Source organism: Fodinibius halophilus (assembly GCF_011059105.1).
Classification (GTDB): Bacteria; Bacteroidota; Rhodothermia; order Balneolales; family Balneolaceae; genus Fodinibius; species Fodinibius halophilus.
Map to the genome: position 1 here is coordinate 206,097 of NZ_JAALLS010000003.1, position 22,552 is coordinate 228,648.

The window sequence follows — 22,552 nt, forward strand, 5'->3', positions numbered from 1 at the left end:
CAGATATTATTTCTCAAATTCGATAAATGCCTCGTCAATATTGTTTGGCTTTTCGGTAATCCGACTTACCGCCCAGGTCGCCAGCAAGCTCAGGAAAAATGCAGGTATCAACTCATAAAGATTATTTTTTAAGACAGGAATATAATACCATACTACTGTAACCAACGTTCCGGTAAACAGGCCTGCGAGCACCCCGGCTCTGGTCGTACCTTTCCAATAAAGGGCTAAAATAGAAGTAGGTCCTATTGCTGCACCCAATCCTGCCCAGGCAAACAGTACAAGCCAGAAAACCAGTTCTTTAGCCAGCAGGCTAAACCCAAGGGCAACCCCTACCAACAGAACAACAATAATACGACTATACAGAACTAACTTTTTTTGTGGGATCTCCTTGCCCTTTTTGATAATGCGATCATAGATATCCCGTACAATCGCAGAAGCAGCCACCAGCAACTGAGAATCTGCTGTAGACATAATAGCGGCAAAAATAGAAGCTATGACAACCCCGAAAATTACCGGTGAGAGGTGTTCTTGTGCTAATGCCGGATATAAATTTTCGGTATCAGCTGCAGGTAATACCTCAACTTCCGGAAAGTAAACACGCCCCGCCAAACCGATAAACAATGCCCCCCATCCCATTACCACATTCCAACCAGTACCCACGATAGCCGACCACCGCAGCTGTTTTGCGTCGTCAATAGCCATATAGCGCGACAGTATATGCGGATTTCCGGGCGACCCCAAGCCTATCCCAAGAAAGCCAAACAAACCGCCTATAGTAATGGCAAAAGGGTCGGCCAGGCCCTTCTCAATTGTTGTAAGCTCTGATAACACCCTCGGCAATCCCCCGGCTTCCCATACCGCAATAAACGGCAGAACCACCAAAGCAAAGATCATAAAAATAGCCTGAAACATATCCGTTAAACTTACAGCAAGAAAGCCGCCCAATACGGTATAAAGCATTATTATTGCTGCCGAGATATAAATCCCCGAAGTCTGCGTAATGCCAAAACTAGAAGCAAAAGCCTTGCCGCCGGCCACGAACTGTGCCGATACATAACTGACCATAAAAATCAAGAATACGGCAACCAAAGCGATACGCAGCGTTCCATTTTTATCATTAAATCGCTCAGCAAAAAAGTCAGGGACTGTAATACAATTATACGTTTCTGAATAGTTGCGTAACCTCCGCGCATAGTACAAGAAAAGAAATAACTCAACAGTTACATACCCAATTACGGCCCAAACTGCGGAAGCCCCCTGCGAATAAGCCATCCCTGTAACGCCCACCAGCAGCCATGCACTGCGCCCCGATACCACCGCAGAAAGGGCAATAACAAAGCGATTTATTTTTCGTCCACCGATAAAGAATTCGCTAATACCCTCAGAAGAAAAGCGTGAGGAGTATATCCCGATACCAAGAAGCAGTACCAGATATCCGATAAAAGCTCCGATGGCATACTCATTAGCAGCAATGGAGATAACCTGGGTCTCATCCATTATCCCTGAACTTTATTCGATAGGAAAGCACAATCACCAGGGCGAGGATTGTAACAGGAACACCAAACATCATCAAGTAAAATCCAAACATGTAACATTTACTTAATTAGAAGCGTATTCTTTTTCTGGTCAGGTATCAAAGGGCTCACAAAAGACGATTATTCCTGCGATACCTGGCTCAACAGCTACACTTACATTCCTGTAGCTAAATATCCTAAAGTGAGGCCCCGACACCCATCGGGGCTTTTTTTCGCTATGGGAAAATACCCATCTGCTCATACATAATGCCTACCTTATTGATAGCGCTCAAAAAGGCCGCTGTACGCAGATCGATATCATGCTCTTTTCTTAGCTCGTTCAGTTCTATATACGCATTGATCATTGTTTCCTCAAGTCCGGAATCTACCAGGTCATATTCATCAGCCCCTCGAGCAAGTTGCCCCATTTCAGCTTCAGTAAAAGTCCGGTCTGAGATATTTTCAATCTCATTTAAAATCTTGCGAAAACTACTCTCCTCAAAACGTTTCTCCATACGACCAAACCGAACGTGGGATAAGTTTTTAAGCCATTCAAAGTATGAGACTGTAACACCTCCTGCGTTTAAATAGTTATCGGGGATAATAAGTGCTCCTTTCTCTTTTAGCGTTTGGTGGGCCTCAGCCGTTGTGGGACCGTTGGCAGCTTCGGCAATAATCTTAGCCTGTATCTTTGAGGCATTCTCTTCATTAAGTTGATTTTCCAGTGCTGCTGGTATAAGAATATCACACTTAGCCTTAAGTACCGAAGTGTTATTCTCCAGCTCTGTTGTATTCGCAAACCCAATAATAGAACCGGTATCTTCACGAAATGCCATCAACTCTTCCAGGTCTATCCCGTTCTCGTCATAAATGGAACCTTCGATCTCTGCTACGCCTACCATCTTAGCACCGCCTTCAATCATATACTTGGCAGCATAGTACCCTACATTGCCAAGCCCCTGGACAACAAACGTTTTATCTTCGAGACCGGTCTCAAGACCAAGCTCTTTCATATCCTCCTCGTTTCGGCAGGCCTCGCGAACACCGAAATAGACCCCACGACCCGTTGCTTCTGTACGACCCCGAACGCCTCCCTGTGGTATCGGCTTACCCGTCACACAAGCCTCAGCATTAATATCTGATTTGAGTTGGCGATAGGTATCCAGCACCCACCCCATCTCACGAGCCCCTGTTCCATAATCGGGCGCAGGAACATCAGTGCCGGGGCCAAGAAAATCCTTTTTAATAAGCTCGTATGTGTATCGGCGGGTGATGCGCTCAATTTCTTCATCAGAAAAACGCGACTTGTCAATCTTTATTCCACCCTTGGCACCCCCGAAAGGAACATCTACAACCGCACACTTATAGGTCATCAGCGCAGCAAGGGCCATTGTTTCATCTTCATTTACAGTCATACTAAACCGGATTCCGCCCTTGGTCGGCAGTTTATGGTGGCTGTGCTCAACCCGCCAACCATGAATTACTTCAATAGAACCGTCATCACGTTCTAAAGGAAAAGTAATGTGATATATATTATTGCAGATTTTTATTTGGTCCAACAGGCCCTGTTTATAATCTGAATACTGTGCTGCGATATCGAAGGCTCGGTTGACTTGGGCAAAAAACTTATAATCAGACATATGTGAAGTTCCTCGTTGGACAATGAATATGCTATTCACTGTCGCTTATTTAATGAATTTAGAATGAAAGACAATCGTAATATTCTTGCAGAGTATCAAATAGATTTAGTACAAATCAACTACTTCAAAACAGATGAATGAATACGCTTCCAATCTTTTGGCAGTCCATCGGTTTGCATCAGCACAATACTTTTAACGGAAAACTGTATGTAAAATGTTCTTCCCACCAGGTTTAATAGACGCTCTTTTTCCTCTTTTGTGAGATCACCATATAACAAACTCAGATGAGGCATATAATCCTCACTGTTCATGTTAAACAGGCGCTGTGCTTTTTTTCGTGCATCAACCAGCTGTTCTGTTTTCTTTACATGCACAAATAACGATTGATAAAATTTATTTTGATAACCGGCTCTTGTAAGCTCTAATTCAAAGGGATGCACCGAAGATGCTAACGTATTCGTTAAAGTTATCGACTCTGTCTCTGACAACTTAATACTGCCAAGCAATGTCACATGGGGAGAAAAGACAGGCGTATCATGTTTTTTACTCAGCTTCTTTATGCGTTCTTGTAACTTATAAGCGGTATCTCCTGTGGGCTCAAACCATAATGAGTATTTTGCTGAATCTGTCATCATACGCTCCATTTCATTAAAATGAATATACTGCTCTCTATGGAGAAGCTAAGAGAGTTTTATTAATCATTCAATGACAGATACAAATGTAGATGGTCAGCCGTTCCCACATGGCGGATTGTTTCTAGTCCCACTCCTTCAAAAGTTATAGCCAACAACCAATTTTTCCATTCTGCCCGCCCTTTTGTACGAAGGTCTACCGCATGCACATAACCATCCTCTTGTACAAAATGCAGGGAGTGCTGCTTTTGTGCCAACCCCATCTTTTCATAGTCTTCTGGACTTCGCCGGATATCCGTTACTATGATATCGCTGTCGGCCAATGTCGCCGTTGAAAGAGCCACTCGCATAATGGGATGCAATGACCGGTAATAACTGCTTATCTCTTCCGATTTGGCATTTAGTTCTGAGAAGTAAAATGCTCCATAAAGAGTATAAGCAGCAACCAGTACCGCAATACCACTACGGACATATCTGTTTAAAAACCAACTTTTACTAAAACGAATTCTTACAAAAAGAGCATAACACAACAGTAATAGTATGGTTGCCAATACCCCGGCCCCCAACGCCAGCCATCCGTGTAAATCATATTCACTGTAGATATAGACAGAGGTCCGCACCAATAAAAAGAAAGGGGCAATTAAACCGGATATTAAAAGCACAATGTAGAAGAGCGCTTTCGCAAAAATGTTCGAAGAGGAGGATACCGATGACTCGGCCGAACTACTCTCTTCACCTTCGTTAAGATCTGCGAGCTGCTGATCAAGCTTTTTATTGAGATTGCTTAGTTCCCGGGAGGATAATTTTTTCTTTGGATCTGTTGCTGCCATAATACGTTGTTGCTTCAAAAAAAGAATGTCTGTTCTTTTTCACGATGAAACAACAGTATAGTTACAAAATAAGAATGGGATCCCGGCAGAAACCGGAACCCCATACATCTCATCACAATCCCTAGTGAAATGTAATTAAAAGGAACCAACTTTTCATATTGATCCCCAATAAAAAATCTTAATAGATTTAAAACCCCTTAACAGGTTGCAGAGTAGGTCTTTTATCCACAAAAGAAATTAACCTTTCGCCTTAATGGACCTCTTCGCTCTGCTGGTGAAAAACATTAAGAATAAATAGAATTGACAAACTGCCCAGCATCGCAAATAAGAAGCCACCCGGTAGTTGCAGCGATACCGTAACACCCCCCATTACTAACGAACCTGCCACACCTGCTGCGAGATTAGGCACCATATCAATGGTAGTGTCCCACATAGCAAGCTTCGCTAAAGCTCCTACGACCATACCCAGCGCAATAAGCCAAAAAATTGTAGTACCGTCTAAAACTTCCATTCGTCAAATATTGTTTGGATTTTAAAATTGATTGACCCAAAAATAACTTTTTTTAGCTGATTTTGGAATTGAAATTCTCCTTCTCTCATAAAAAGGAAATCTTCTGTATTTTAATATGAAGTTAACTCACAAAAAGTACTGATGGAACAAGCGGATATCCGGAAAATCATACATATCGATATGGATGCGTTCTATGCATCTGTTGAACAGCGTGATTTCCCTGAATATCGTGGCAAACCTGTTATTGTGGGGGGCTCACCAGAAGGGCGTGGGGTTGTTGCGGCAGCGAGTTATGAGGTTCGTAAGTTTGGTGTTCATTCTGCCATGCCGGCCGCCAAGGCCGTACGACTGTGCCCACAGGCGATATTTGTAAAGCCGAGATTCGAAGTATATCGAAAAGTATCACAGAAAATTAGAGAGATTTTCTTTGAGTATACCGACCTTGTAGAACCGCTCTCACTGGATGAAGCTTACCTTGATGTCACTGAGAATCACATTAACCTTCCTTCAGCTACTCTTATAGCAAAAAGGATCCGCAAACAGATCAAAGAAAAAACCAGACTCACAGCCTCGGCAGGCGTAGCCCCCAATAAGTTTTTGGCAAAAATAGCATCAGATCTTGAAAAACCGGACGGCCTTGCCGTGATCTTACCGCAAGATGCCGAAGACTTTTTAGAAAAGTTAGAAATAGGAGAATTCCATGGAATAGGGGATGCTACTGAATCAAAAATGAAATCGTTGGGCATCTACAACGGAAGCGACCTGAAAGAATGGTCCGAAATCGAGCTGGTCAACACCTTCGGTAAAACCGGGCGCTACTATTATCGCATTGTTCGTGGTATAGACTCCAGAGAGGTTAAAACCGACCGTATTCGAAAGTCTATTGGTAAAGAGCGCACTTTTTCGGAAGATATTGAAGATATGGGATGGATAAAGAACTTTCTGCGCGAACTATCTTCAAAAATATCCAAACGCATGAAAGAGAAGCGAACGGCCGGAAAAACAGTGACCCTGAAGGTACGGTATGATGATTTCGAAACAATCACCCGAAGCAACTCTTACAGTCATTATATCAATACAACCGACGATATAGCGAATACTGCTATCTCACTACTTGAGGAAACAGAAGTTGGTGACCGAAAAGTACGGCTACTGGGCATTACCCTATCCAACCTAAACCTCAGTGAAAAGGGGCGTTTTAGGCAGCTGGAGATTCCATTTCACGAAACTTCGCGTACAAAAACAGGCTAATTTTTTTTAATCAATAGTTTCCTCTGTAGATCTGTGTGCTTAACTTCCACCGCTTTTTACAACCGACATCTTTTTTCTACATGAGTTACCAACTTTCAGATTTCGACTTTGAACTGCCCGATGAAATGATCGCCCAGGAACCGGCACAGCCTCGCGACCATGCAAAGCTGCTGGTTTACGACCGGAGTACAGATAGCATTACTGATGATCGTTTCTATAATCTGCCGCAATACCTTCCCGATGATACTACTCTCGTGCTCAATAACAGCAAAGTTGAAAAATGTCGGCTACTTTTCGATAACGGGAAAAAAGAAATTTTTGTGCTTGATGCCATTAATGATACTACGGTACGCGCCATGGTTCGTCCCGGAAAAAAATTCAAGAAGGGACGTTCTGTTGAACTTACGAAGGATATATCAGCGGAAGTTATGGATATTGATGATGAGGGATTACGAACATTAAAGCTCAGTCCTGCTCTTGGCGATTCCGTTTACAATAAGCACAAACATACACCCTTTCCGCCCTATATTGAACAAAATGAGTCCCTTTCAGAAGAATATCAGACTGTTTATGCACAAGATCTTGGCAGTAAAGCAGCCCCAACAGCGGGACTTCATTTCACCGATGAACTACTGGAAAAAATAGAAAAGAAGGGGATAACAGAGGCAGAGGTAACCCTGCATGTGGGCCTAGGTACTTTTGCCCCCGTAAAAACGGAGACCATTGAAGAGCATACCATGCATTCGGAATGGTTTGAAATCACTAAAGACACCGCACACCAGCTAAACAAAGCCAATCATATCACTGCCGTAGGAACAACCAGTGTACGTGTATTGGAATCGTGCCTCAGAGAAAATGAGCAGTTCTGTGCCATAGAAATGGATACAGATATTTTTATTCGTCCCGGATTTGAATTCCAGGCCACCGATGCACTCATCACCAACTTTCACCTGCCCAAAAGCACGCTACTGATGTTGGTTGCTGCGTTTACCGGGTACGAAGAGATGCAGAAAATATATCAGCATGCCATAGATAAAGAATACCGATTCTACTCCTTTGGCGATGCCATGCTGATTCTTTAGAACCTAGTTATTGGGAAGGGGACTATCCCCCTATACACCCAATAACCAGCTACCAAATAACTTTACTTATCAGGGTTATCTTTCTGCTGTTGCTTCATTTGCTGTTGCATCTGGCTACCGTCTACCATCTTAATCTGATTCTTGAGCGATGTTGACAACTCTTCTATATCATCTTCATCAAGCACTTCATCAATATCTTCAATACCAATCTTTTTCAACAGGTTATAGATCATGCGGTTGAACAGCATCTGTTGAGCCGCAGAACTTAGCTGCATTAACTGCTCTTGTGGAATCTGCGCGCCGGAAAGCTTCACTTTATTCATAACCGGCTCAAGCAGTTTTTCAATCTTCTTAGACATCTGCTTTTCGAGCTCCTTGGCATCAGTATTTTCTTTGCTTGTCACTTCATTGCCATTAGGATCAACTAACTTCATATCAAATCTTTATTTGTTTTAGTATTACTTCACGTATTGAACAACGCATCGAAGGATATCGTTTATATAGCCATTAATCAATTAAAACAGTGTTTAAATGTGTGACCCCGAATATTTGTTCCATAACAATAATAGTCAACGATATTGGATTTTTAATAAATATTGAATAGTTTAACATTGAATTAAATAAAACACCAGACCAACTTTACTTTTATGCCAGCACCCCAAGAAAAATTAAAGATTACAAACGATACGAATTACCCCATTCACAATTTACTGCAACAGCGGTGGAGTCCGCGTGCATTTTCCAATGACTCAGTAAAACCCGAACTGCTCAAACAACTTTTTGAGGCGGCACGCTGGGCCCCATCTTCCTATAATGAGCAACCCTGGCACTTCATTGCCGCTCGCAAAGAGGATGAAGAAGCTTTTGAAAAGCTATCGCAGGTGATGAATGACTTTAACCGCAACTGGGCATCGAAAGCCCCGGTACTGGTGTTGGGGCTCACCCAAAACACCTTTGCCATGAATGGCAACCCCAATCCCCATGCCGGGCACGACCTCGGACAAGCCATTGCACATCTCACCTTTGAGGCAACCCGCCATGATCTCTACGTGCACCAGATGGCCGGAATTCATCCGGACAAAGCGCGTGAACTTTATGATATCCCGGAAGATGTTGAACCCATGACGATGTTTGCCATAGGCTACAGTGGAGAACCGGAGCAACTTGATGATGATCTCCAAGAACAGGAGCAAGCCCCCAACAAACGAAAACCACTTGCGGAAACGGTTACTCTTTATACAAGTTAATGCAAACCTGACCTACATATTAAGGAGCTGCCCGACGGATTAATCTCCGGGCAACTCCTTTTTTATTATAGGTTACCTCTTTAGTTGCTACGCACCTAAGGTAAATTCTGCCAATATTTTATTGGTCTGCGAAGCTTTAGCACAGTAGGGTATTTTGGGGGTAAAAAAGGAACAGAAGAATTATAGAGTTATTGCTGATTATCCTCTGCCACTACGTTAAAACTTCGAGATGCATAGCTGCACCTCCTTCGGTTTACACTGACAACCCTTTCAACTATAGTTCCAAAAGGAGGACTCTTTATAGCCCATTAGATCCTACGCGGACCTATCCCGGGAGATCCCTCGCCGGGCTCGGGATGACGTTGCTTTTAATAATCTTTTGAAACTAATCTCTGCATTAGGGTTGAGAGAGTTTCAGGCAGGCAGATGAGATTTCTTACCACCTCTCGGCAGTTCGAAATGACTTATGGCATATTTATTGCTCGCTCTCCAATACGAAATTAGTGGTTCGAGTATTAGTGCTATTTCGCGAACCTATTCACGGAAATTGCTTTTTATATTTTTCTCAACATATGATTTCTGGCATATATAAAAAAAGCAATACCAACTGTATCACGGTCATCCCTGACCCTATACCCATTGAGTAAGGCTTACAAAGGGTGATAACATCTTACTTTCTCAGAAACCGATAACCCCCCCAAAACATAGTAACTCTATTCCATATTCAACTTGAAGTAACAAAATAAGCCGTAAACATCCCTCCCGCTTCGCGGCGCTCCCTTCAAAGGGAGATGAATACCCGTAATAAACACTCCAATTGAATGCTCAGAACCAATTTCAGAATTCTCAGCCGGTCAATTTTTTGGTTCTTTCCAGTTCTGCTGGTCCGCCTACCGGCGGATCGTCACTGAAAAAATGAACATACACTCAATAGCAAGTTCATCCCAACACCGAGGTAGCTCTGCTACACCAATTACTTCGGTGAATAAGGTACCGAAACAAGATAAGCCTGGATTGCTCGGTAATACATCCGCTTCTCCTGTAAACAGATGATATTTCTCACCACCTATCGGTGGTAAGAAATGACTTATGGCTTATTTATTGCTCGCTCCCCCAATACACAATTAGTAGTTCGAGTATTAGTGCTACTTCGCGAACCTCTTAAGGAGATTCTCTTTTTATGTTTTTCATTAGGTGATGCCGTAGCATATATCACAAAAGAAACGATGCCGACTGTAGCACGGTCATCCCTGACCGTATGACGTTGAGCAAGGCCTGGCGGTATCAACATAGCACGAGCGGGACGCTTATATGTAAAAATAGGAAGTAACCATCCTCTGCCACTACGTTAAAACTTCGAGGCGCATAGCTGCACCTCCTTCAGTTTACACTGACAACCTTTTCAACTATAGTGCCAAAAAAGGACTCTTTATTGCTCTTTAGATTCTACCCGGACCTATCCCGGGAGATCCCTCGCCGGGCTCGGGATGACGTTGCTTTTTGTGGATTCTAAAAATGAGAGACTGGTCTCGAAGGCTTTCGGGATGCGATTTCCACAGCCAAGTCCTAAGAAACTTTAGCACACAGAACACAGAGTTAAATTGTCACTTCATAGACACTACCCATACTTGCGTCCATCAAGAAAAGCTTAGCTGATGAAGGCATCAGGGAGAAAGCATTAAACCCTCCATCGCCGCTGCCAACGCGATAAATGGTCTGTAACTGTCCCTTCTCATCCATTTTAAGCAGAACCTGTTCTTTTCCGTTGGGAACATTCATCAAGATAAATATCCCTTGAGGGGTCACCTTCATATCTGTCGCATAGGCCAAAGGATAAACAGCATTATTAGGCTGATTTTTATTACGTTCGATATAGTAATCAAAAATATCTTCTTTAACGGGCAGATCGATAGTAGTTTCCCACAATAGTGCCCCTTCTCGGCTGTACCGCTGTACCTTTCCATACGATTGTAAAAAGGCATAAAAGCTTTCATCATCATACGCTGTAAGTGCCGTATTCTTAAACACATCCGGCACCTCGCGGTTTTTGATCGTCTTTTTAATCTCTTGCAAGTTAAAGGTCTCACCCTTTTCTCCCGGCGCATCTCCAAAGTACAAACTACTGTCCGCCGAGTGCTGATAACGGATTAATGCCCCTTCGGTTCCATTTGCAGGAACTAAATATTTATCCTTTCCCTCTACTGCAAGTTGGGCAAAGCTCATCATCTCTCCTTTGTATGGATACCTTTCGAGGAACTCTCCCTCTTTACTGATTATACTAATAGTAACAGTCGCAAAATCCAGTACATACACCTTGTTGTTTGCCACCTGCAATCCCAAAGGTCGCCCAAACTCACCGGGCCCCTTTCCCTTTTGGCCCACTTTTGTAATGGGTTCTCCCTGTTTATCATAAAAAAAGACTGAGGCCAGCTTATTATCTAACACTGCAATCTTATTATCATCTAGTATGTCAATATCTATAGGCTGGGCCAAACTGTCCTCTTCAAACGTTAAAAAAGGCTCTAGCTCCTCAAAAGCAATCTTCTTTTCCGAAACTTCATTTTGATGCGACTCTTTTTCTTGCGAACACCCCAAAACAATTATAGAGGCAGCGATAAAAGTAATGTATGTAACTCTTGAAATGATAGTAGGCATAGCGCAAACTAATGCTTTAATTTGATATCGACGTTTCGATAAAATAATAACTTTTCCTTATATAACAAGAGTATTAAAACAATTATTGGAGTAGGAATATCATGCCCAAAAAGGACGGGATATCACATATTACCTCTACTGTCAATCAATAATTGAATTCCTTTAAAGGGAGAATCAAAAGTAAAGCCGGCCACAAATAATGCCGGCTCAACCAGTGAGATACTTACTTTACTTCAAATGTTTTGCAAGAAATGTTATTGTCTTTTTCCAGGCATCCTCAGCAGCCTTCTTTTGGTAACGTCCCCCCGAGGGACTGGCAAAAGCATGTCGGGCTCCCTCATAAATATGAATGGAATTATCTACTCCTACTTCGTTTAGGGCCGACTCAAACTCCTTTACTTTTTTAGGTGGGATCCCCTGATCTTCGCTGCCAAAAATTCCGAGAATGGGCATCTGGAGTTTTGAAAGCTGCGCTGTATCCGTCACCAAACGACCATAATAAATAACCGTAGCATCTATCTTTTTAGGGTGTGTCAATGCCGTACGCAACGACCATCCGCCCCCAAAACACCAGCCTATGGTTCCGATTGCCGTAGCCTCATGCTGATCTTTCAGGTAATTATATGCCTGGGTCAAATTATCAATAGCCTCATTTTCATTTACCGATCGAGCATAGGTACCGGCACTGTCAGGTTTTTCCGTTACTTTCCCTTTATACAGATCCACTGCAAGAGCAGTATAGCCTTCACCCGCCAGCTTTTGGGTCATCATGCGAATATTATCATTAAGTCCCCACCACTCGTGAATCACAATAAGTCCGGGTGCATCGGCATTCGCACCCTCGGGCCGGGCAAGATATCCCGTTATTTCTTTGCCATTGACGGTAGCATAGACCACCTCTTCTCCCTGTACACCAGAGGCTTGCTTTAACTCTGTAGATGCATTCTCTACAGGTTTATCCTCCTCATGTTCTATTAACATTCTATCTACATAACTACCCTCTTCCTCTGATGAGCCACAGGCCGCCATAACAACTGCCAAACTCATCGCAATTACGATCAATCCTATATTTTTCATGATTTCCGGATTTAGTTAACATTGTATTATTCTTTAGGTACCAATCGAACAATACCATTATCACCCTCCGTTGCTATATAGATATAGCCATCCGGCCCCTGTTTAATATTTCGGGTACGTCCGATATCCCGAAACAAGATCTCCTCTCTTGTAATAGTATTATTTTCCACAATACAGCGCACGATATAACCGAACTTAAGCGAACCCACCAAAAGATCGCCCTGCCAATCGGGGTACTTCTCACTGGTAACAAAGGTCATCCCTGACGGGGCGATAGACGGATCCCAATACCACTCGGGCTGCTCCATACCGGCCCGCGCTGTATCTTCTGCAAACTCTGTACCGCTGTAATTGATTCCATAACTGATAATCGGCCAGCCATAATTATTACCCGCCCGAATAATATTAACCTCATCGCCCCCGCGCGGACCGTGTTCATGCTCCCAGAGCTCTCCTGTTTGCGGGTGCATATCCATGCCCTGCGGATTTCGAATGCCATAGGCAAAAATTGCTTTCTTAGCCTCTTCCATATCAACAAATGGATTATCTTCGGGAATACCCCCATCATCATACAGGCGATATATTTTACCGGCATCTCGCGTTATATCCTGGGGATTTACATCGCGGTTACCACGATCCCCGATCCCAAAGTAGACATAGCCCTCACCATCAAATTCGATACGGCTCCCAAAATGTTGTCCGCGCTGCGTATTGGGCTCTGCCTTGTATAGCAGTTCCTTATCAATAAGTTTTGTTCGATCCTCATTTAGCTTCGCACGCATCAGGGCCGTATTAGCGCCCCCGCCCCCTTTAGGACTGGAATAGGTAATATAGACCCAACCATTTTGGCTGTAGTTGGGATGAACTGCAATATCGAGCAGGCCGCCCTGGCTGCGGGCCCACACCTCGGGCACTCCATCAAGTGGTTCGTTAAGCAGCTGTCCGTCACTATAGCGCCAAATTGCTCCATCGCGCTCGGTAATCAGCATATCTCCATCGGGCAGCCACGCCATACCCCAAGGCACCGATATCTCTGTAGTCACTGTTTGAACGGTATAGGTCGGCGGATCTGAACTTTGTGCCGTACAAGAAAATGATACAAAGGCAAAGAAGGACAAGAAGAGGATTACTAATCGTGACATAACAATGAATTCCTAATTATGGTTGACCAAATAATACGCAACTGTTAAATACAACATATCTCTATTATAAGAAACGCTACCTGAAAAGGAACTTATAATCTTTAGCATTGGCTCACAAGTCAGTATGAACAAGGTATAAACAGTGGCAACCTCCCTCCAGCTGCCCCACCTGTTGACGAGTTCATTGAACTTAGCAAACCCTCTTACCGCAGTAATCAACCACATCCTCAAAAGAGACTTTTTATTGTTGACCGGAACTATATATTGCCTGCAGTTAATGTCACTTGATATTTTGTCACAAGACAGTAAATTAATGTGTATTTATTTATAAAATTTTTCATAGAGAGCGACCTAAAACCAAAGCCTAAAGCTTTTCCGAACGACCAATTTGGGCTTTTTGGTAAGTACATTACGCATAGGCTAGTAAAATTAATAGTAATAAAAGGGGATCAGCATGGACTTGGACTTCAAGAAAGCATCACAATCGTTTGACTCACTACCTTACCGGGAACGCATTAAATCGGTACTGGAGCTCGTAAAGAGCACACTATCAATTGTAGGCAAAGACGCTGACATCATTAAGCCGTGGATACGGATGGCGATCTATCACACCTTTATGGTCAGCTTTTTCTTTGGCGGACTGCTTTGCTGGCAATTTGAACAATATGGATATGGGATCTTATCCTTTTGCTTAGGGTTCTTTCTCTTCCTATACAAACACTTCTACAACAACAAGCAGGAGATGCGGATGAGCTGGATCGTCTATGAAACACTCATCGGCAACGATCCATCGTATAAGGGCGCCGTTACCGCAGATAAGGAACTAAAATCACAAAGGCGCAAAATTGCATGGATCGATATTGCGATGGCCTTTGTGAACAGAGGTAAATTCGCAGGCGGCGGCATTGTCAAAATGTTGATGCGTCTCTTTGTGTCGGGACTAGAAGAAGTCTGGGACCTGGCCAACCACTACCTGATACCGTCGGTGGCCGTGGACAAGATGGAGCTCACCCCGGCTTTTAAAGAGATGAAGAAACTTAAAGACCGCATTCCCGAATCGCTGGTGGGTGTCTTTGGCATTGACTTCCTGGGCAAGGTGGTCCGTCAGGTTACCATCCCCACCTATGTTGTACTTTTCATCCTTTCTGCTGCCGCCGGCTACTTTGGCACCGACTTTCTGCCCACCTCGACCATCGACGTAGACGGACAGCCGGTTACCTTCAGCTGGCTGCCCATTATTCTTGCGCTCTGGCTCGGAAAGCTCTTCAATAACCTCTTCGAACGAACGGTGACCGGGGTCAAAGTAACCTATTTTACCGTCTTTTATACCAAGATTACCCATCCCGACCGTATTCGCGAAGATATGCGCGAAGAACTCACCGACTACCTCAAACTGGAAGGGGTGGATGAAGTGGATAACCTGGAAGAACAGGGCGCCGAACCGGCTGAGACGGTCTAAAAACATCCGACAACCTCATGTGGATACTGAAAGAAGCCTAAAAAAACGGGTTGTTATTTAGCCTGTGAAGCTAGATATTTAGAGTCCTTTCAAATGGGGCCTGCAGTGTATACAAAAATAGATCTGCACTGTCCTTGGTACAGTAAATGGCTCCTTTTGAAATGCAACTGACATGCGCCCGTAGCTCAACTGGATAGAGCGTCTGACTTCGGATCAGAAGGCTAAGGGTTCGAATCCTTTCGGGCGTACACTCTTATTAGCCCATGACTCGTAAAGAGTCATGGGCTAATTATATTTTATTAGATACCTTTCATATAGTGATTATAATTCTTCTCAGGGTAACGAAGTATAAGATTAAAGGCTAAATAAATTGTTTATATATATCTAAAATAGTGTATAGTGAACGCCGACTAATTGTAAATCGGTTTTACTTAATGGAAGATTAAAATAAATTTTCTATTACAGATATAATTTATAATAATAGGATATGCCATCGTCGAGGGTAAATATAAATCCAGAAGTATTATCATTCGCTAGGGAACGTTCTGGGTATGTTATACCTGAGATAGCTAAAAAGTTGCAGGTAAATGAGGAGAGATGGCTAAAATGGGAAGAAGGGGAAATCAAACCTACCGCAAAACAACTAATAAAAATTGCCTCAAAATTAGACAGGTCTCCCGCTTTTTTCTATTTGAATAACCCCCCAGAGGAGGAACCAGCACTTTCAGAATTCAGGACTATAAATAACATTCCTTTAGAAAATGCTTCTCCAAAACTGATTCAAGCTATTAGAGAGGCAAAAAGGAATAGAAAAACCTTACTTGAATTATATCAACTCCAAAATGAAGAGCCAGAAAGTATTCCCTCATACACAAATATCTCGAATCGCATTGAAAGAGTAGCAAAAGAGGTAAGAAATTGGCTTGGAGTAACTTTTGAGAAACAAAATAGTTGGCGAGGATCATCCAATGCACTTACAGAATGGAAAAATATTCTCGAGAATAAGGATATTTATGTTATTCAATATCCACGGGTCGATATCGATGAGGCCCGAGGCTTTGCATTAGCAGAATCTGAGATTCCGATAATTGGTATAAATTCTCAAGACTCTTACAATGGTAGGATTTTCACACTAATACATGAACTATGCCATATACTATTAAAAGATTCAGTACTTGTAAATGATGATCTTCAAAATTATTTCAGTTCCGGCAATCAGGAGATGGAAAGGCTCTCCAACAAATTAACAGCTGAGATATTAGTTCCCTCGGAAATCATACAAGAACTATTTAATAGTCAAAATAATGAACTCAGAGAGGTAAATAGATTAAGAAGTAAGTTTAAAGTATCTAGTTATGTAATACTGATTAGACTCAAAAATTTGTCACTAATTTCTACTCAGGAATTTAATCGAATTAAACCTGAAGTTAGCTTTAGTGATACCAGTAGATCAGGTAGTTCAGGTGGAAATGCGTATTACAATCAAATAGCACGCAAAGGCAAACTACTGGTCAGAACAGCGTTTGACGCTTATTTCAATGATAACATTTCATTACCTGAATTAACTGAAATTACCTCCTGGAAAGTACCAAACTTAAATGAGTTGGCAGCTAAAACATTTGATTGGCCAGAGGAGGGTAAATACATTTGACCTATTCACTTGACTCAGACGTGTTAATACAGGCTTGGAGAGATTACCCCATTGAAAACTTTCCTCCTGTTTGGGAAAAACTAGGGGAACTGGGAGCCAATAATACTCTTGGCATGTCTGAACTTATCCTTGCTGAACTTCAAAGGGGAGGAGATGAACTTTATGATTGGGCTAAAACTCGAGAAACTGATTTAGTTATTCCTACCTCTGATACTATTAATTCAGAAGTCTCATATCTTGTCAATACCTACAACAATTTTGGTATAATTACTGGCAAAAATGAAGCAGACCCTTTCGTTGTTGCCGTTGCAAAAGCTCATAATTGTATCGTAGTTACTAATGAAAGAAGATCCGGAGATTTAAATGGCCCTAAGATACCTGATGTATGCCTTGAGGAAGAAATTCCATGGATCAGATTTATCGATATTATTAAGCGAGAAAACATAGTCTTTCAGTAATTTATTTTATTGGACTATCTCTTTTGTAAGGATTGTACTACTCAACAGTCTTACCAATAACTGAATATTAATTTTTAAACTATATCAGTTATGGATCATTATTATGTTCACATATATACGGATGATGATGGGGATCATGAAATTCATACGGATGAATGTGATTTTTTACCTAAACCAACTCATCGTGATTATTTAGGCTATTATAATAATTGTGAAAATGCTGTTGAGGAAGCTGGAAACAATGGATACTCTCCCGTAAATGGATGTTATTTCTGCTCTAGAGATTGCCATACTTCTTAAATAAAAAAGGGGAGACAGGCTCTCGCAATCCTGTCTCCCCATTACGCTATCCCAGGCAGGTCGTACAACACTGCCTTCTCTCTTTATACTTACATCCTTATTTTGAGAGCTAACGTTGTACTATCCTTTCCGAGTCCGTGGGCAAAGGCAATGCTTAGCTGCCGGCCATTACTTTTCCAAAACCATTGCGTTGAAGCTTATCAATAATCTTACCGTAATTCATAAGCCCATCTCCTTATAGCCACTTTTAATTACCGTAGATATCATTTTAAACCGGTTGTTCGCTTTGAATGAATTGCGTGCATGGGCCGGTATAATAATAGACTGGCCGGTTTCAAGAAGTTTGGAGTCTCCATCAATAATGACTTCCGCTTTTCCGTCTATAATCTGTATAAAAGTATCGAAGGGGGAGGACTTTTCTGCCAGCTTCTCTCCGGTATCAAAAGAAACTGCATTAATATTCCCGGTCGATTTCTTTATAATCGTTTTAATCACCACCGAATCGGGGACATATTCGATAATTTCGACGACAATCATTGCTTTTGATTTTTCGAGCTCTGAATATTCCATTTTCTTAGAGGGGTTTTAACTGATTGCCAAGAATTAAAGATTTTTTTGTTGTTGCATACTTATTCTTTACAATGTGCTCTTCTCATCTGTTAATCTTGTATAACGAATATCAGTAAACTTTGGGGAAAGAACGTTACACACTTAGCAAGAAAACGTTGCATAAATTACGGGTTTCAGGGTGTGACCTATTTAAGCACTAACCATGCTAAAAAATCACAGGAAAGGGGCTTACAACAGACGTTGCTTACACTGCTCATCTACAATCATAATGGTATGTACATCTACAGCGATAGTCTGCCGACAACGGGCGGGATCATGCTAACTTGCAACAAGGGTATTGCGAAACCACTCTATAAATAGTTTCAGCCGGGATGAATCTTTATAGATCCGATAGCCCTAAGTCTGAAAAATGTGTAACAAAACCTAAAACATCTACAAAACACTCTTGGCAAAGTTTTGTCATCTTTAATAAGAAGCTTGCAATAAAACCAACATTGATATGTCTGCAGTCGATAAAGTAACCTTTAATAATAGTACCAGCCGTGGATTTAGCAAAACTGTAAAGAAACGGGTTGACCAATATTTTGAAGAGCACGATCTCTCAAAACATGCCAACCTGCAGATGGTGGTTAAAACTGTGGTACTGCTCACCTTTTACCTGGGCAGTTATGCATTGATTATATCGGGACAGTTTTCCCTTATGACAATGTGGTTTTTAACCTTTTTGATGGGTATTGGGATGGCCGGTGTCGGCTTCTCGATATCGCACGATGCCCTGCATGGCGCTTACTCCTCCAATAAGCATATCAATCGTGCCCTGGGCTTTACCTTTGACCTACTGGGGGCAAACGGTTATATCTGGAAAATAACCCATAACATTATTCACCACACCTATACCAATATTCACGGGCACGACGAAGACCTGGAAGTTGCCGAATTTATCCGGCTCTCCCCACATTCAGAACATAAGCCGATCCATCGCATACAACATATTCTGGCTTTTTTTGCCTACAGCCTGGCGATGTTTTTCTGGGTGTTCGTCAAAGATTACAAGAATTTCCTTAAAACAAACATCGGCCCGTACGAAAACAAAAGTCATCCCACAAAAGAATGGATCATCCTATTTGTAAGCAAGAGCATCTATTATACGTATATGCTGGTGCTGCCGATGCTTCTGCTCGATATTACCTGGGTACAGCTGCTAATTGGATTCGCAACGCTTCACCTGACAGCAGGACTGATACTGGGCATTGTTTTTCAGCTGGCCCACGTGGTTGAGGGAACTGACCACCCCGTGCCCGACGAAGAAAATATGATTGATGAACACTGGATGATTCACGAAATGGTAACCACCAATAATTTTGCCCGCGACAATAAGGCGTTATGCTGGTTCCTGGGCGGACTAAATTTCCAGATTGAACATCACCTTTTCCCCAGGGTATGCAGTGTTCACTATCCGGCCATTAGCCCTATTGTTGAGAAAACGGCCAAAGAGTATGGCATCCCCTATAATCAACACGATACTTTCTTTGAGGCCGTAGCTTCTCATTATCGCACCCTCAAAAAATTCGGAGACCCGGAATTCACCTATTCTGAAACACAGATATGAGATATCTGTAACTTTTTACCGGATTTATGTAATAAAAACAATGGTCTAAATGGTATCTTTAAGTTGAGTCAGCTGAACAAATAGAGCTAAAATGGATCATAATAACAGAGATAGTAAAAGAAGAAATACTCATCATCCAAAGGGTTCAGCAGCAAGGGTACGAAAAATGAAGAGCCAAAAGACCAACTAAAGTTGGAAGCCTAACCCTACGTATCCTGTTTTTTAATTGAATATCTGATTATTAAAAAGTTCAACTTTTAAAACGAAGAGCGGTTCATTTACGCTCTCATTTCTGAGATACGATATGAACTAATGTGTTAATTGGACTGCTGTCCATTATAATTGCTGTATAAACTTCTTAACAAGATGAATAAAGAGCTGAATCAACTTCCGCACCCGAGTTCTCTCGTTATCGAAGTAGGTAAACAATATCTGAGCCTGCATCCCTGTATTGCATTGGCTAAACACGCAATGGATTCAGCTGCTTGCAAAATCAATATCATTGACTCTTATTATCAACATGCCGTAGCGTGCACGGTAGATGAAACTGCTTATAAAGACAACCTCTGCTTCGATACAATCAGGCAAAACGGGATATACGAGGTAGAAAACCTAAGTAATAATAGCCGTTATAAGGATCATTCATATGTGAAGGACCCTCCACATTTCGAATATTACTGCGGAACCAAGCTAACCACTTCTGACGGTGCGGATATCGGTTCAATCTGTGTGCTGGATCCCGATGAAAAACGGGCAACAGACGAACAGAAGGAACAACTCAGACAGCTTGCCCTTTTGGTTATGAATACCATTGAATCTGAATACAGGTACAACAACGCTATTAATAAATTAGATTCTTGGGATGACAGCTTCCATAAACTCAATCACGATGTGCGCACTCCTATAACCGGAATTGTAGGCCTTGCCGACCTTTTAAATCAAGAAAAGGAATCCTTTAAGGAACCTATTCAAGAGCTCACATTGATCAAAGAATCGGCTGAAACGATCCTCGAAATAATTGATGATGTCCTGGAAAACCTAAACACCAACAGCAACGGGCAAGAAGAGAGAGAGAAAAATTGCTTCACCAACATTATTAAACAGTTACAGCGTCTATATATCCCACCGGCGAAAGTAAAGGGACTCACCTTTACCTTTACTAACAAGGTGGATACCAGCCTTAAGATATCCCATTCTTTTTCTATTAAATTGATGCGTGCTACCAGTAACCTTGTATCGAATGCTATTAAGTTTACTCCGGAGAACGGAACTGTTGCTGTTACAATAACCCAAGAAACCGATATGAACAACAGTAACCTTAACATCACTGTTACCGATAGTGGGTGCAATATGACGACTGAGCAGGTCGATGCTTTTAACAATGATAGACCTGTTCCAAGATCGGCCGGAACCAATGGCGAGCGGAGCTTTGGTGTAGGTCTTAAATATGTCAAACAGATGACCACCCAAGCAGGTGGAACCACCTCGGTAACGGTCGACCGGGAAAAAGGGACACAGTTTTCAATTTCGTTGCCCGTACCGGTTGATGAAACTGATAAAACGATATCAACTTTTCCCAAAACCATTATTACACCGGTGAAAAATGGGATGACACAATAGGGTTAAAATGGATTACTGCTGCACAATAGCTCCCGACTGTATCAACTGAACGCTGTACGAGTCGTGGTTACAGATTAAGTCCGGCGTCAGCCCGGAAAATTGGGGAGGTTATAGCAACATTCTGGCAAATCCCCCTAACCCCCTTTGGAGAGGCTGTGAGAAAATATCGTTTCAACAGGGATTTCATCAATGAGCAAAATCTATCGTTATCTGCGTTCGCTTTAGGCGGTTGTTGCTGTTCTCCTCGGATTCCAACTGGCAACCTCTTCGATACCTTCTCCGATGGGCCCCAGGCTTGCATATCGTTTCATATTATAGGCGGCAGCATACAGGTTAATTTCGGTTTGTACCTTCCTGAGGCCTCGCAACTTCAGCGGAATCTTCCCCATCCAGTGTTTTAAGGTGCCAAAGACATGCTCGACAATGCTCTTTCGCTCTTTAATGCGCGCCTGCCCGTACCGACTGCCTATTTGCCGGGCATAGCCAGCCCGCCACCGGGCCCCATGGAACACGGTCAGATTGCGCACCCCATCGGCCGCGCTGGTGCACTCCGATTGCATCGGACATTCCCGGCAACTCGTCCCGCGGTAGGTATCCACGTAGGCGTCTTTGCTTTTGCGATAGCGCCCTTTGCTTTTAGCCTCCAGCCAGCGGCCGGCCGAGCAGCGGTAGCGATCCTCCTCGGGGTGGTAGGTAAACTGGACCGAGCGGTTCGTTACGGGCGCATCATTTTCGGGGATGTAGCAACGCGTGGAGGTTTCGGTTTGAATCAGTTTTACGTCGCCTAAGTCGGCGTAACCGGTGTCAGCCAACAACTCATCCGGGACGTGGCCCAATTGGCCCCGGATGGCCTTGTGCATGGGAATAAGCTGCTCGAAATCCGTCGGATCGTTGGTCATCCGGGCGGCGACAATCATCTTGTATTTGTTGTCTACGGCCGCTTGCAGGTTATAGGATGGCTGCTTTCCGCTACGGGGGGCACGCATCAAGCGAGCCCCGGGATCGGACAGTGACAGGCGCTTGGCCTTGCTTGCCTTCAGGCGCGCTTTGGCGGCTTCCAGGGTTTCGATCTGCTCATGTAACCCGGCGATCTTTTCCATGATTTCCGGTTCTCCCATTGCCTCGGACTGCCCCTCTAACAGCTGCCGGGCATCCTCAAGGGCGTCATTACGATCCAGTTTGTCCATCCACTCCCGTAATTGCTCCCGCCGGCGATCTAGTCGTTTATCCAGGGATTCCTCATCCGGGGTATCCCAGCCCGTATATGCTTTAAGCTTCGTCCCATCGATCGCTACGCGCTGGCC

At 43.0% G+C, this 22,552-nt stretch carries 21 protein-coding genes and 1 tRNA gene; 11 read left to right on the top strand and 11 right to left on the bottom strand.

Annotated elements, in window-relative coordinates; translation table 11 throughout:
- Nucleotides 1-6: 6 nt before the first annotated feature.
- The 5 genes from G3569_RS04160 to G3569_RS04180 form a co-directional block, all read right to left on the bottom strand.
- The gene (locus tag G3569_RS04160) at nt 7-1,497 is read right to left on the bottom strand and encodes a sodium/proline symporter (RefSeq protein ID WP_165266381.1); all 1,491 of its coding nucleotides are present in this window, start codon (nt 1,495-1,497) and stop codon (nt 7-9) included.
- A 253-nt stretch (nt 1,498-1,750) separates the two neighbouring features.
- Complete coding sequence (locus G3569_RS04165) at nt 1,751-3,154, bottom strand: Glu/Leu/Phe/Val family dehydrogenase (protein ID WP_165266383.1); 1,404 nt, start codon at nt 3,152-3,154, stop codon at nt 1,751-1,753.
- 119 nt (nt 3,155-3,273) lie between these two features.
- On the bottom strand, nt 3,274-3,789 hold the full coding sequence (locus tag G3569_RS04170; protein ID WP_165266385.1) for a 2'-5' RNA ligase family protein: 516 nt from the start codon (nt 3,787-3,789) through the stop codon (nt 3,274-3,276).
- A 59-nt stretch (nt 3,790-3,848) separates the two neighbouring features.
- Nucleotides 3,849-4,616 (bottom strand): hypothetical protein, encoded by a 768-nt coding sequence (locus G3569_RS04175; RefSeq protein WP_165266387.1) that lies wholly within the window; start codon nt 4,614-4,616, stop codon nt 3,849-3,851.
- 250 nt (nt 4,617-4,866) lie between these two features.
- Nucleotides 4,867-5,127: a hypothetical protein gene (locus G3569_RS04180; RefSeq protein ID WP_165266389.1), complete on the bottom strand. Its 261-nt coding sequence runs from the start codon at nt 5,125-5,127 to the stop codon at nt 4,867-4,869.
- Between the two features lie 141 nt (nt 5,128-5,268).
- Between G3569_RS04180 and dinB the strand changes: the two genes are divergently transcribed.
- Together dinB and queA are read left to right on the top strand one after the other, a co-directional pair.
- Nucleotides 5,269-6,378 (top strand): DNA polymerase IV, encoded by a 1,110-nt coding sequence (gene dinB, locus G3569_RS04185; protein WP_165266391.1) that lies wholly within the window; start codon nt 5,269-5,271, stop codon nt 6,376-6,378.
- Between the two features lie 80 nt (nt 6,379-6,458).
- Nucleotides 6,459-7,460, top strand: a complete 1,002-nt coding sequence (gene queA / locus G3569_RS04190) for a tRNA preQ1(34) S-adenosylmethionine ribosyltransferase-isomerase QueA (RefSeq protein ID WP_165266392.1) — start codon at nt 6,459-6,461, stop codon at nt 7,458-7,460.
- Nucleotides 7,461-7,522: 62 nt separating this feature from the next.
- On the opposite strand, the gene G3569_RS04195 is transcribed toward queA, so the two are convergent.
- On the bottom strand, nt 7,523-7,894 hold the full coding sequence (locus G3569_RS04195) for a hypothetical protein (RefSeq protein ID WP_165266394.1): 372 nt from the start codon (nt 7,892-7,894) through the stop codon (nt 7,523-7,525).
- A gap of 213 nt (nt 7,895-8,107) precedes the next feature.
- Between G3569_RS04195 and G3569_RS04200 the strand changes: the two genes are divergently transcribed.
- Together G3569_RS04200 and G3569_RS18325 are read left to right on the top strand one after the other, a co-directional pair.
- On the top strand, nt 8,108-8,707 hold the full coding sequence (locus tag G3569_RS04200) for a nitroreductase family protein (protein WP_165266396.1): 600 nt from the start codon (nt 8,108-8,110) through the stop codon (nt 8,705-8,707).
- A 1,082-nt stretch (nt 8,708-9,789) separates the two neighbouring features.
- Nucleotides 9,790-9,969 (top strand): hypothetical protein, encoded by a 180-nt coding sequence (locus G3569_RS18325; protein WP_205720024.1) that lies wholly within the window; start codon nt 9,790-9,792, stop codon nt 9,967-9,969.
- A gap of 334 nt (nt 9,970-10,303) precedes the next feature.
- Here the strand turns inward: G3569_RS18325 and G3569_RS04205 are convergent, their stop codons facing one another.
- The 3 genes from G3569_RS04205 to G3569_RS04215 form a co-directional block, all read right to left on the bottom strand.
- Nucleotides 10,304-11,362 carry a 6-bladed beta-propeller gene (locus G3569_RS04205; protein WP_165266398.1) on the bottom strand — a complete coding sequence of 353 codons (1,059 nt, stop codon included), beginning with the start codon at nt 11,360-11,362 and terminating at the stop codon, nt 10,304-10,306.
- Nucleotides 11,363-11,590: 228 nt separating this feature from the next.
- Entirely contained in the window at nt 11,591-12,439 is an 849-nt protein-coding gene (locus G3569_RS04210) for a dienelactone hydrolase family protein (RefSeq protein ID WP_165266400.1), read from the bottom strand.
- A gap of 26 nt (nt 12,440-12,465) precedes the next feature.
- A complete protein-coding gene (locus G3569_RS04215) occupies nt 12,466-13,581 on the bottom strand; it encodes a PQQ-dependent sugar dehydrogenase (RefSeq protein WP_165266402.1) in 1,116 nt (371 codons plus the stop codon).
- A gap of 454 nt (nt 13,582-14,035) precedes the next feature.
- On the opposite strand from G3569_RS04215, the gene G3569_RS04220 reads away from it, so the two are divergent.
- The 5 genes from G3569_RS04220 (at nt 14,036) to G3569_RS04240 (ending at nt 17,449) form a co-directional block, all read left to right on the top strand.
- The gene (locus G3569_RS04220; RefSeq protein ID WP_165266404.1) at nt 14,036-15,040 is read left to right on the top strand and encodes a hypothetical protein; all 1,005 of its coding nucleotides are present in this window, start codon (nt 14,036-14,038) and stop codon (nt 15,038-15,040) included.
- Between the two features lie 174 nt (nt 15,041-15,214).
- Nucleotides 15,215-15,288: transfer RNA gene (locus tag G3569_RS04225), tRNA-Arg, on the top strand.
- A 239-nt stretch (nt 15,289-15,527) separates the two neighbouring features.
- Entirely contained in the window at nt 15,528-16,691 is a 1,164-nt protein-coding gene (locus G3569_RS04230) for an XRE family transcriptional regulator (protein ID WP_165266406.1), read from the top strand.
- Nucleotides 16,688-17,149: a DUF4411 family protein gene (locus G3569_RS04235; protein ID WP_165266408.1), complete on the top strand. Its 462-nt coding sequence runs from the start codon at nt 16,688-16,690 to the stop codon at nt 17,147-17,149. The genes G3569_RS04230 and G3569_RS04235 overlap by 4 nt, the downstream gene beginning before the upstream one ends.
- Nucleotides 17,150-17,239: 90 nt before the next feature.
- Nucleotides 17,240-17,449 carry a hypothetical protein gene (locus G3569_RS04240; protein WP_165266410.1) on the top strand — a complete coding sequence of 70 codons (210 nt, stop codon included), beginning with the start codon at nt 17,240-17,242 and terminating at the stop codon, nt 17,447-17,449.
- 219 nt (nt 17,450-17,668) lie between these two features.
- Here G3569_RS04240 and G3569_RS04245 read toward each other — a convergent pair whose 3' ends face one another.
- The gene (locus G3569_RS04245) at nt 17,669-18,019 is read right to left on the bottom strand and encodes a cupin domain-containing protein (RefSeq protein WP_165266412.1); all 351 of its coding nucleotides are present in this window, start codon (nt 18,017-18,019) and stop codon (nt 17,669-17,671) included.
- Nucleotides 18,020-18,518: 499 nt separating this feature from the next.
- Between G3569_RS04245 and G3569_RS04250 the strand changes: the two genes are divergently transcribed.
- Both G3569_RS04250 and G3569_RS04255 read left to right on the top strand, forming a co-directional pair.
- Nucleotides 18,519-19,628: a fatty acid desaturase family protein gene (locus tag G3569_RS04250; protein WP_165266414.1), complete on the top strand. Its 1,110-nt coding sequence runs from the start codon at nt 18,519-18,521 to the stop codon at nt 19,626-19,628.
- 366 nt (nt 19,629-19,994) lie between these two features.
- Nucleotides 19,995-21,248: a sensor histidine kinase gene (locus tag G3569_RS04255; protein WP_165266416.1), complete on the top strand. Its 1,254-nt coding sequence runs from the start codon at nt 19,995-19,997 to the stop codon at nt 21,246-21,248.
- Nucleotides 21,249-21,469: 221 nt separating this feature from the next.
- Here G3569_RS04255 and G3569_RS04260 read toward each other — a convergent pair.
- A partial coding sequence (locus tag G3569_RS04260) for a transposase (RefSeq protein ID WP_205720025.1) occupies nt 21,470-22,552 on the bottom strand: 1,083 nt, incomplete at its 5' end.

What these genes read in the sequence shown, in the direction of transcription:
- G3569_RS04160 (WP_165266381.1), bottom strand. Translation starts at nt 1,497, where the DNA reads ATGGATGAGACCCAGGTTATCTCCATTGCTGCTAATGAGTATGCCATC.
- G3569_RS04165 (WP_165266383.1), bottom strand. Translation starts at nt 3,154, where the DNA reads ATGTCTGATTATAAGTTTTTTGCCCAAGTCAACCGAGCCTTCGATATC.
- G3569_RS04170 (WP_165266385.1), bottom strand. Translation starts at nt 3,789, where the DNA reads ATGATGACAGATTCAGCAAAATACTCATTATGGTTTGAGCCCACAGGA.
- G3569_RS04175 (WP_165266387.1), bottom strand. Translation starts at nt 4,616, where the DNA reads ATGGCAGCAACAGATCCAAAGAAAAAATTATCCTCCCGGGAACTAAGC.
- G3569_RS04180 (WP_165266389.1), bottom strand. Translation starts at nt 5,127, where the DNA reads ATGGAAGTTTTAGACGGTACTACAATTTTTTGGCTTATTGCGCTGGGT.
- dinB (WP_165266391.1), top strand. Translation starts at nt 5,269, where the DNA reads ATGGAACAAGCGGATATCCGGAAAATCATACATATCGATATGGATGCG.
- queA (WP_165266392.1), top strand. Translation starts at nt 6,459, where the DNA reads ATGAGTTACCAACTTTCAGATTTCGACTTTGAACTGCCCGATGAAATG.
- G3569_RS04195 (WP_165266394.1), bottom strand. Translation starts at nt 7,894, where the DNA reads ATGAAGTTAGTTGATCCTAATGGCAATGAAGTGACAAGCAAAGAAAAT.
- G3569_RS04200 (WP_165266396.1), top strand. Translation starts at nt 8,108, where the DNA reads ATGCCAGCACCCCAAGAAAAATTAAAGATTACAAACGATACGAATTAC.
- G3569_RS18325 (WP_205720024.1), top strand. Translation starts at nt 9,790, where the DNA reads ATGACTTATGGCTTATTTATTGCTCGCTCCCCCAATACACAATTAGTA.
- G3569_RS04205 (WP_165266398.1), bottom strand. Translation starts at nt 11,362, where the DNA reads ATGCCTACTATCATTTCAAGAGTTACATACATTACTTTTATCGCTGCC.
- G3569_RS04210 (WP_165266400.1), bottom strand. Translation starts at nt 12,439, where the DNA reads ATGAAAAATATAGGATTGATCGTAATTGCGATGAGTTTGGCAGTTGTT.
- G3569_RS04215 (WP_165266402.1), bottom strand. Translation starts at nt 13,581, where the DNA reads ATGTCACGATTAGTAATCCTCTTCTTGTCCTTCTTTGCCTTTGTATCA.
- G3569_RS04220 (WP_165266404.1), top strand. Translation starts at nt 14,036, where the DNA reads ATGGACTTGGACTTCAAGAAAGCATCACAATCGTTTGACTCACTACCT.
- G3569_RS04230 (WP_165266406.1), top strand. Translation starts at nt 15,528, where the DNA reads ATGCCATCGTCGAGGGTAAATATAAATCCAGAAGTATTATCATTCGCT.
- G3569_RS04240 (WP_165266410.1), top strand. Translation starts at nt 17,240, where the DNA reads ATGGATCATTATTATGTTCACATATATACGGATGATGATGGGGATCAT.
- G3569_RS04245 (WP_165266412.1), bottom strand. Translation starts at nt 18,019, where the DNA reads ATGGAATATTCAGAGCTCGAAAAATCAAAAGCAATGATTGTCGTCGAA.
- G3569_RS04250 (WP_165266414.1), top strand. Translation starts at nt 18,519, where the DNA reads ATGTCTGCAGTCGATAAAGTAACCTTTAATAATAGTACCAGCCGTGGA.
- G3569_RS04255 (WP_165266416.1), top strand. Translation starts at nt 19,995, where the DNA reads ATGAATAAAGAGCTGAATCAACTTCCGCACCCGAGTTCTCTCGTTATC.